General features: G+C 72.9%; 8 protein-coding genes and 1 pseudogene. 2 read left to right on the forward strand and 7 right to left on the reverse strand.

Features of this window, described 5'->3' with window-relative positions; translation table 11 throughout:
* The 4 genes and pseudogenes from AC08OP_RS06125 to AC08OP_RS06140 form a co-directional block, all read right to left on the reverse strand.
* Nucleotides 1-220: pseudogene (locus tag AC08OP_RS06125) on the reverse strand (AAA family ATPase); the annotation flags it as partial.
* Nucleotides 221-401: 181 nt separating this feature from the next.
* Nucleotides 402-1,301: an NAD kinase gene (locus tag AC08OP_RS06130; RefSeq protein WP_476613292.1), complete on the reverse strand. Its 900-nt coding sequence runs from the start codon at nt 1,299-1,301 to the stop codon at nt 402-404.
* Entirely contained in the window at nt 1,298-2,176 is an 879-nt protein-coding gene (locus AC08OP_RS06135) for a TlyA family RNA methyltransferase (protein WP_476613293.1), read from the reverse strand. The genes AC08OP_RS06130 and AC08OP_RS06135 overlap by 4 nt, the downstream gene beginning before the upstream one ends.
* 17 nt (nt 2,177-2,193) lie before the next feature.
* The gene (locus tag AC08OP_RS06140; RefSeq protein ID WP_476613294.1) at nt 2,194-2,481 is read right to left on the reverse strand and encodes a hypothetical protein; all 288 of its coding nucleotides are present in this window, start codon (nt 2,479-2,481) and stop codon (nt 2,194-2,196) included.
* A 289-nt stretch (nt 2,482-2,770) separates the two neighbouring features.
* On the opposite strand from AC08OP_RS06140, the gene AC08OP_RS06145 reads away from it, so the two are divergent.
* Complete coding sequence (locus AC08OP_RS06145) at nt 2,771-3,109, forward strand: alkyl sulfatase C-terminal domain-containing protein (RefSeq protein WP_476613295.1); 339 nt, start codon at nt 2,771-2,773, stop codon at nt 3,107-3,109.
* 59 nt (nt 3,110-3,168) lie between these two features.
* Here AC08OP_RS06145 and AC08OP_RS06150 read toward each other — a convergent pair whose 3' ends face one another.
* Both AC08OP_RS06150 and AC08OP_RS06155 read right to left on the reverse strand, forming a co-directional pair.
* On the reverse strand, nt 3,169-4,389 hold the full coding sequence (locus AC08OP_RS06150; RefSeq protein ID WP_476613296.1) for an HAD-IIA family hydrolase: 1,221 nt from the start codon (nt 4,387-4,389) through the stop codon (nt 3,169-3,171).
* Between the two features lie 110 nt (nt 4,390-4,499).
* Entirely contained in the window at nt 4,500-5,018 is a 519-nt protein-coding gene (locus tag AC08OP_RS06155) for a tetratricopeptide repeat protein (protein WP_476613297.1), read from the reverse strand.
* A 412-nt stretch (nt 5,019-5,430) separates the two neighbouring features.
* Here AC08OP_RS06155 and AC08OP_RS06160 point away from each other — a divergent pair, with 412 nt between their 5' ends.
* The gene (locus AC08OP_RS06160) at nt 5,431-6,762 is read left to right on the forward strand and encodes a DUF1015 family protein (protein ID WP_476613298.1); all 1,332 of its coding nucleotides are present in this window, start codon (nt 5,431-5,433) and stop codon (nt 6,760-6,762) included.
* Between the two features lie 105 nt (nt 6,763-6,867).
* Here AC08OP_RS06160 and AC08OP_RS06165 read toward each other — a convergent pair whose 3' ends face one another.
* Nucleotides 6,868-7,737: a tetratricopeptide repeat protein gene (locus tag AC08OP_RS06165; protein WP_476613299.1), complete on the reverse strand. Its 870-nt coding sequence runs from the start codon at nt 7,735-7,737 to the stop codon at nt 6,868-6,870.
* Nucleotides 7,738-8,589: the final 852 nt, after the last annotated feature.

An 8,589-nucleotide genomic window follows, 5' to 3' on the forward strand; every position in this document is an offset into this window, starting at 1 on the left:
ACTCGGCACCGATGACGAGCCGACCCTCGACGAAGGCGCGATCGGCCCCCGGCCGGACCAGACCGTAATCCGCCCGCCCGCCGGTGAGCAGCCCCAGCCCCTGGACAATCATGGTCTTGCCGGCTCCGGTCTCGCCGCTCACCACGGTGAGGCCGGGAGCAAGGTCGAGGGCGGCGTCGTCGATGACCCCGAGGCCGCGGATGCGAATCTCCTCGAGCACGCCCCGAACTCTAGCGTCACCAGGACGGAGGCCGATATCGCAGAGGCGGAAGATCCGCCACCGCTGCCGCCGCGTCGCGGCGAAGCCCCCGACGATCATCCCAGGAAGCTCGCCGAAGGCGAGCTGACGGAAACCCCGAACGGCGCCCTAGGCCAGGGGTCCCCGCGTCGCGGCGAAGCTGCTACGCGGGGGAGGGACGTTGGTTGCGTCCTCGCCAGCCTTCCACCGGAAGGCCAAACTTGGCGACGAGACGATCAGTGAACGGCAGCGGATGCACCACGGCGAGCCGCACCGGTTGGCGGCCGCGGACCACCTCGACCCGCGAATCGGGGGGCACCTCGACGAACCGCCGGCCGTCACAGTAGAGGACCGCGGGCACCGGCGGCAGGATCTCCACGGCGACCGCGGAGGCCGGCGCCAGCACGAGCGGCCGGGCGAACAGCGCGTGCGCGCTGATCGGGGCGACCAGCAGGGCCTCGACGCCCGGCCACATCACCGGACCACCGGCCGAGAAGGCGTAGGCGGTGGATCCGGTGGGCGTTGAACAGATCACCCCGTCGCATCCCCACCGGGACAGCGGACGCCCGTCAATCTCCAGCACGCATTCCAGCATCCGAGCGCGCTCGGCCTTCTCCAGGGACATCTCGTTGAGCGCCCAGCCGGTATAGGTGACCTCGCCACGCCGCCGGACCGTGACGTCGACCGTCATGCGTTCCTCGACCGTGTAGTCCTTGCGGACGACGTGCTCGATGGTGGATGCCAGCGCGTCGGGTTCAGCCTCGGCGAGGAACCCGACGTGCCCAAGGTTCACGCCCAGCAGCGGGGCGTCAGCGGTGCGGGCCAGCTCCGCGCCGCGCAGCAGGCTGCCGTCGCCGCCGAGGACCAGCACCAGTTCCACCCCGACGGCCGCGTCGGCGTCGTGCGGCACGATGTTGGCGGCGGTCAGGTCGAGCATCTCCGCCTCGTCCCGCAGCACTCGCGGCGACACCCCGGCGGCGGCCAGGCCCTCGATGACCCAATGGGCGCTCTCCCGGACCACCGAGCGGCGGGGATGGGTGACAACGAGGATCTCCCGCGTCATGCCCGACGCCCCGATCCCGCGGGGCCGGCGGGGCCGGCGGCGATCGCCCCGGCCAGGACGTCCGCGTCGAGCGGTGGAGCCCCGGCGGCCAGCCACAGCAGGTACTCGACATTGCCCGCCGGGCCGGGCAGCGGACTCGCCGTGACACCACGCACGCCGAGATCCAGCATGGCTGCGGACGTGGCCACGTCGCGGACCGCCTCGGCGTGCAACGCGGTGTCGCGCACCACCCCGCCTGGCCCGAGCCGCTCCCGGCCGACCTCGAACTGGGGCTTCACCAGCAGCACGAAATCGGCGTCTGGGACCGCGCAGGCGCGCAGCGCGGGCAGCACCAGGGCCAGCGAGATGAACGACAGGTCCCCGACGACCAGGTCGACGCGGTCACCGATCTCGGCGGGCGTCAGGTTCCGGGCGTTGGTGCGGTCGAGCACGCAGACCCGGGGATCGCAGCGCAGCCGCCACAGCAACTGCCCGTAGCCGACGTCCACGGCCACGACGGAGGCCGCCCCGTACCGCAGCAGCACGTCGGTGAAGCCGCCGGTGGAGGCACCGACGTCCAGGCACCGTCGACCGGCCACGACCAGCGTGGGGCCGGTGGAACGCGGGATTTCGACACCCGGCCCCGGTTCCGGTGCGGGGACCCCGAAGGCCTCGAAGGCACCGAGAAGTTTGTGCGCGCCGCGGGAGGCGTAGCCGGGATCGTCCCCCTTCGTCACCGCGATGGAGGTGGATCCGTCGACCACCGTGGCGGCCTTCGTGGCAGGAATGCCGCCGACCAGCACCCGACCCGCGGTGATCGCCGCAACGGCCTGCTCCCGGGACCGGGCGAGACCACGACGGACAAGTTCGCTGTCCAGACGCGTCCGGCGGGACATCGTGACCCCGGAGCGACTCACCGCACCGGCCGGATCATGCCCGGCCCGGGCCGCGGCCCTCCCGTGGGACGCGCCCCGGAACGCGCCGGAACGGGCACGCCCGGCCCGGCCGCGCCCCCAGCGCCCTTGACGTGGTCAGCGCCCTTAACCTGGTCAGCGCTCCCATCCAGGTCCGCCAGTGCCCCGGCCAACCGGCGGTTTATCTCCTCGAAGACCTCGACATGCGCGGCCGTCGGTAGGACGTCGAGCATGTCCAGCCGGCCAAGGGCGTCGCGAACCTCGGCGGGCAGATTCTCGGTGTTCACGTTGTCAGCCTCCCGCACTCACGGCCGCTGACGCGACGGACCCTGGCGGCGTGCGTCATGCGACGAATCTCATGTCCTGTCCACTCCTCGTCCGGCCGGATCCGCCCTCGGCCGGCCCGGGACCTCACCCCGGGTCCGTCAGGACCACCGGAGATCGGCTCGCAACCGGTGTAAACTCGCCCACCACGCGGGTCGTCCCGCCCGGAACACCTACTCCCACGCTAGTGTCCCGGACACGCCGGGCCGAGAGGGGCACAGGTCGAACAGGCCGAGAGGAGGACCGGCCGGGATGGCCGACAGGTCGCAGTGCGAGGCCGCGCTCCATGCTCTCGCCGCCCGCCTGGATGGGCTCTCCGCCGACGGCCGTCCCCCCCGTGCCCCGGATCGCGTCATCGTCTGCCGTATCCCCGATCTCGATGCCGTCTTCTCCGGGGAGCTGCGTGACGGCTGCCTGCGGCACATCGGCGAGGGCACCCGCGACGACGCCCAGATCATCCTGACGCTGGACAGCGACGACCTGGTGGCGGTCGCCGAGGGAAGGCTTCCCGCGATGACCGCCTGGGTCAGTGGACGGCTGAAGGTGGACGCGAGCGTGCGGGATCTGCTGCGGGTCCGCTCGCTGCTGTGACGATGCGCCTGTTCGCCGACGATGCTCCAAGGCACCGGGACTCAGGCGGGCGCCGGGACTCAGGCGGGCGCCACGGGCTCCAGCGCCCGGGGCTCCGGAGCCATCAGGTCCTCGCAGCCCGGCGGGCGTCGCGCCACGATCGTGTGGACGGCGACGCCGCTGTCCAGGGCGGACCAGACTGTGGCGCAGGCGGCCCGCAGCCCGTCCAGCCCGTCGGTGCCGTCCCCGTTCCACGTGTCGTCGCCCGGCACATCCCAGTCTGACGCATTCCCACCGGAATGCCCGCTACCCGAACGATCGCCACCCGACGCGTCATCGCCCGGCCCGTGGCTCTCACCCGACCAGTGGCTCTCACCCGACCAGTGCAGCGTCCCCTCCTCGACCCGGCTGCTCCAGGCGCCGCAACGATAGGCGTGGTTCCCCAGCTCCGGGACGGCCTTCACCGGTGGCGCCGCCCGGAGCAGCCCGCGCAGGTCCGCGGCGACGAAGTTGGGACGGTGCGGAGCGGGAGCGGCGAGCAGGTCCCCGGGGGTCGTCACCCCGGTGAAGACGAGCAGGGTCGGCGTCGACGTCCGGTGACCGGCCTCGATGTCGGTGTCGAGCCGGTCACCGACGATGAGGGGTGTCCGGGCTCCGCTGCGCCGCATCGACTCACGGTGCATCGCCAACTCGGGCTTGCCGGTCACCACCGGCTCGCGGTCCGTGGCGGCCCGCAGGAAGGCGATGACGGATCCGTTGCCGGGCGCGACGCCCCGCTCGGTCGGCACGGTGCGATCGGCGTTGCTGGCGATCCACAGTGCTCCGGCCCGGATGGCATAGGCCGCCTCGGCGAGGCGGGCATAGGTGAGATCTGGGTCGAACCCCTGGACCACCGCCGCCGGATCGTCCTCGGCCGAGTCCACCGGGACCAGGCCCTCCTCCGTCACCGCCTGTCGAAGTCCCCGCCCTCCGGTAATGAGCACCCGAGATCCGGTGCCCAGCCGTTCAGCCAGGACGTGCGCCGCTGCCTGCGCCGAGGTGACGACGTCCTCGGTTTGCGCCGGCACGCCGAAGCCGCGCAGGCGGGCGGCGACCTCGGCCGGCGGGCGCAGTGCGTTGTTCGTGACGTACACCGTGCGCATCCCCCGGCGGCCCGCGGCGGCGATGGTGTCCGCCGCGTGCGGCACGGCGGCGCCCCCACGGTTGACGACACCGTCAAGATCCATCAGGGCGACGTCGAACAGATCGGCCAGCGGCCGGTCCGTCCCACGCAACGGCCCGGGGAAGCCGCCGGAAGGCACGGAGAAACCAGAAAACACGGAGGACGACGAAGCGGAGGAGACCGCGGAAGGGCTGACTGACGAAGAGCTGACTGACGTGGTCTCGTCCGCGGGCACGGCGGCCGGCCGGGTCACGCTCGGGCCAACGCCGCGCGGGCGCCACGCAGCGCGACATCGTAGTGTCGGATGTCGGGACGCATCGCCACGGCCAGCGCCAGATGCTCCACGGCTACCCGAAGATCACCGATCTTGCGGGCGGACAACCCGAGGCCGAACTGGGCGTAGTCGTCGGTGGGATGCCGATCCACGATCCAGGCGAAGGTCTCCCGGGCCGCGCCGTACTGACCGGCGGTGAACTGCGCCCGGGCCAGCGCCTCCCGCACGCTCGGCGAGGCGGGTTCGGCCGCGACGGCGTGGGCCAGCAGCTGCACCGCGGCATTGGCGTCCCCGTGGCCGAGCAGCGCCATCCCCCGGGTGTACCAGTCGTAGACCTCACCCGCCGGTCCCGGCCGGGACCGGTCCGCACCGTCATCCCCCCAGGACGTCACCTCGGACGGCACCGAGCTGGATCTATCACGTCGTCCGCGGGCGGGCAGCCCACCGGGCATCTCGTCCGGTACATCCCCCGGAGGGCCGGTCTCCTCGGACATCTTCACCTCCACTACACGGATGATCATCTGCCGCCTCGCCAATCCTGAGCACCGGGCACGGGCCTCGCGCCGGGCTCCGCCGCACCGTGGCGCCCTCGGTGCGCATCACCGCCTCTCACCCGAGGAACACCTCCGGATCCGGAATCACTCCGTCCGGCTCCGCCACCGCAGGCACCAGGCACATCCTCGAGGTCCGCAGCTCCAGTGTCGCCGCAAAGCCACCCGACGTACCTCGAGATCCCCATAACGATCAGGTGTGCGCTGTCCACCGTCCCGCCGCTCCGATGGCACGCTCGCACTACGTAAAGGTGGTGAAATGTTCCTCTCGCCCGGTTGGGCCGGCCGGAACACGGGCGGTCAGTGGCGAGGGCACTCCCGGGTCACACCGGGTCCGCGCTCTCGGGGCCCTACGATGCGGCTCATGGTTGACGCCGATCGTCCCGTTCCCGCCCCGGCGGGTCTCGTGCTCGCCCCGTTCCGGGCCGCACGATTTCCGTCCTCCGGGCCGGACCTCGCCCCGCTGACCTCCCCGCCCTACGACGTCATCGACGACGCCGAGCGGGCGGAACTCCAGGCGCGCGACGAGCACAACGTGGTACGGCTCATCCTCCCCGGGGAGGACTACGACGGGGCCGCCCGCACGCTGCGGGCATGGCTGGACAGCGGGGTGCTGCGTCGCGACGAGAAGGCCTCCGTCTACGTCTACGAGGAGGAGCAGGCCGGCCATGCCCAGCGCGGGCTGATCGGGGCGGTCGCGCTGACCGATCCGGATGCGGGGATCATCCTCCCGCATGAGAACACCATGGCGGGCCCGGTCTCAGACCGGTTGGCGCTGACCCGCGCGACCCGCGCGAACCTGGAACCGATCTTCCTGCTCTACGCCGGCGGCGGCGAGACCAGCCGGGTGGTCTCGATGGTGGTCGCCACGACGCCGCTGGTGGAGACGTCCACGGGCGACGGGGTGACGCACCGGCTCTGGGCCATCGACGATCCGGCGGTCCTCACCGCCATCGCCGCGGACCTACTGCCCCGGCGCGCGATGATCGCAGACGGCCACCATCGGTACGCCACCTACCGCCAGTACCAGGCGGAACGGCACGCCGCCGGGGATGGTTCGGGTCCCTGGGACTTCGGTCTGGCCTTCCTCGTCGACGCGACCGTCTCGGGGCCCCAGGTGCACGCCATCCACCGGGTGGTGCGTGGTCTCGGGCTCGCCGAGGCAGTGCGGCGGGCCGCCGAGGTGTTCACCGTGCGTCAGCTCGCCGGGCCCGGCGAGGGCGGTACCGCTGCCGGGGATGCCGGTGGCGTGGGGCCGGCAGGCGCGGACTCGGACGCGCTGGTGGAGGAGCTGGCCAAGGCCGGGCAGGGCGGGCACGCATTCGTGGTCACCAACGGCACCGCGGCCTACCTGCTCACCGAGCCCGACCCCGACCTGCTCGCGCGTAGCCTGCCCCCCGAACGGTCGGCGGCCTTCCGTGGACTCGACGTCACCGTCACTCATCTTGCGTTGATCGTGGACGTCTGGGGGTTGACGGACACGGTGGGCGTGGTCGACTACCACCACGACGCGCCGGCCGCGATCGCCGCGGCGGCTGCGGCGGGAGGTACCGCGCTGCTGCTCAACCCCACCCCGATCGCCGATGTGGCGGCCGTCGCCGAGGCCGGCGAGCGGATGCCGCGCAAGTCGACGTTGTTCACCCCAAAGCCGCGCACCGGACTCGTGCTGCGTCCACTCGACGACTGACCGGCGTACGCATGACCGGCGTAGGTACTGTCCGTCTCCACCGCGGACCCACCTCCCCGCAGACCTACGGATACCGCGGGCGGAGTGGCCCTCGGCCGGACGGTCCTACCCCTCGGTCTTCGTCCCCTCGGTCTCGAGGCCGGGGCCAGGGGCGTCACCATGATCAGTAAAATCATGGCCGGTAACGTCCTGATCGACATTCGCTTCGGTATTCGCCTCGGTCCCGGCGTCCGCGCCGGGATCGGCCCGATCGGAGAGCAGGAGATCCGCGCCGTCCCGCGCAGCCTCCTCGTTCTCCTCGGGGAGAGGCCGACCAGTCATGATCAGATACGCGCGGGCGTCGGCGTCAGTCTCTCCTTCGTCGATCGCCGCCGTGGAGGTGAACCAGCGTGCGGCCTCCTCGGGACGACCGGCGGCAAGCAGCGCCTCGGCATAGGCGTACCAGAGACGGGCGGTCCACGGCGCGGGCGGCATCTTGGCCGTGGCCAGATCCCGCAGCAACACGACGGCGGCCTCCGGCTGACCGAGGTCCCGGCGGGCCCCGGAGACGACGATGAGCATCTCCGCCCGAGCGGCCGGATCAAGCTGGTCGATCTGCGGATCCCGCAGGTAGGCGACGGTACGCTCCGGCCGGCCCAGCCCCCGTTCGCTGTCCGCCATCAGCGGCAGGTTGTGCGCGGAACCGTCCATCCGACGAGCGGCCCGAAGTTCCACCAGGGCCGTCGCGTACTCCCCCGCGTGGTAAGCCGCGATACCGACCGCCTCGCGCACCGCGGGCAGGCGTGGCACTCGATCGGCGGCGGCGCGGGCGTGGGCAAGCGCGCGGGCGGGATCGTCGTCGAGCAGCAGGGCGGTTGCGACGAGATGGCGGGCGATCGTGTCGGCGAGCGACGACGGCAGGCCCCGAAGGGAGCGGCGCACGTCGTGGTCCAGCAGGTCCGCGCGGGCCTCGTCGGGAAGTGGCGGAGCCGGCACCCGGGCCCGCCGGCTGCCCTGCTCAGTCTGATCTGTCCGGCCAGCCCGGTCAGTTCTGTCGGGCCGGCCCGGCCCGGTCGGACGGCCGCCGCGGGGGCCGCCGCCCCCGGGCCTGGAAGCCTCGGTGAACGGCCGGCCGCGGTGCTCGGCGCGAGCGGAGCCGTCGCGGCGGGCCCCTCCACCGCTGGTGTCCCGGGACTCCCGCGTCTCCCGGGACTCCCGGGACTTCCGGCCTCGATCGCCGCCGGGCCGCAGGCCGGCCGAGCGCGTACCCGCGGGACGGTCGCCATCGGAACGCCAGACTCTGCCGTGAGTCGGCCGTTCAGGGCCGTCGTGCCGGGGGTGCGGGCCGTCGCTGCTGGCCCGGGCCTGCCCGGGCCGATGGGATACCGAGGAGTCGCGCCCCGGTCTGCCGTGGTCGGGACGGCTAGTCGGCCTTCCGGACCGACCGGTCTCCTCCGCGCCCGGCCGACCTCGACGCTCGCGCCAAGCTGCCTCGGCGGCACCCCGGTTGCGGGCGGAGGCTCCGTTCGCGCCCCGGTCACCGCGCGGGCCGTTCGCGCCCCGGTCACCGCGCGGGCCGTTCGCGCCCCGGTCACCGCGCGGGCCGTCGGCTCGGGAGAAGCGCTCACCGCCAGCCGCCGGGGCACGCCCACCGCCGGTCCCCTCCGGACGCCGAGCCCCACCCGGGCGGCGGTCGAACGAGGAAGCCGAGGAGGAGGAAGAGGAGCTGGAGGAACTACCGGATCCCGCATCGCCCGCACGCGGCGATCCGCCGTACCCGGCGTTGCCGTACCGGGTGTTGGAGTCCGAAGCCCTGGAGCGGTCCGGCCGGCCCTGGCCCTCCGGGCC

This window comes from Frankia sp. CeRuru1 (genome assembly GCF_977966315.1).

Excerpts from the sequence above, each read along its gene's own strand:
- AC08OP_RS06130 (WP_476613292.1), bottom strand. The coding sequence starts at position 1,301 with ATGACGCGGGAGATCCTCGTTGTCACCCATCCCCGCCGCTCGGTGGTC.
- AC08OP_RS06135 (WP_476613293.1), bottom strand. The coding sequence starts at position 2,176 with ATGTCCCGCCGGACGCGTCTGGACAGCGAACTTGTCCGTCGTGGTCTC.
- AC08OP_RS06145 (WP_476613295.1), top strand. The coding sequence starts at position 2,771 with ATGGCCGACAGGTCGCAGTGCGAGGCCGCGCTCCATGCTCTCGCCGCC.
- AC08OP_RS06155 (WP_476613297.1), bottom strand. The coding sequence starts at position 5,018 with ATGTCCGAGGAGACCGGCCCTCCGGGGGATGTACCGGACGAGATGCCC.
- AC08OP_RS06160 (WP_476613298.1), top strand. The coding sequence starts at position 5,431 with ATGCGGCTCATGGTTGACGCCGATCGTCCCGTTCCCGCCCCGGCGGGT.